This window comes from Achromobacter sp. 1011811831, assembly GCF_059760905.1.
The window spans coordinates 1-255 of the sequence record NZ_JCBANG010000249.1; the positions used below are offsets into that span (position 1 = coordinate 1).

A 255-nucleotide genomic window follows, 5' to 3' on the forward strand; every position below is an offset into this window, starting at 1 on the left:
GCGGCTCGATCCAGCTGCTGGCGCCCGGCGGCCAGATCGTGGTCGGCGTGCAGGGCGTGGCGCCGCCGGGCAGCGCGGGCCTGATCACGCAGGGCCAGGGCGACATCCAGGCCTATTCCAAGGGCAGCCTGCTGCTGGGGCTGTCGCGCGTGATGACGACCTTCGGCGGCGACATCCTGGCCTGGTCGGCCGAGGGTGACATCAACGCCGGCCGGGGTTCGAAGACCACGGTGGTCTACACCCCGCCGCGCCGCG

The 255-nt window shown here is 73.3% G+C and carries 1 protein-coding gene; it reads left to right on the forward strand.

All coding sequences use genetic code 11. From position 1 onward, the window contains the following. Positions 1–255 (forward strand): filamentous hemagglutinin family protein (locus tag AC6LJ9_RS30830; protein WP_498150485.1); only part of this gene is annotated, 255 nt, incomplete at both ends.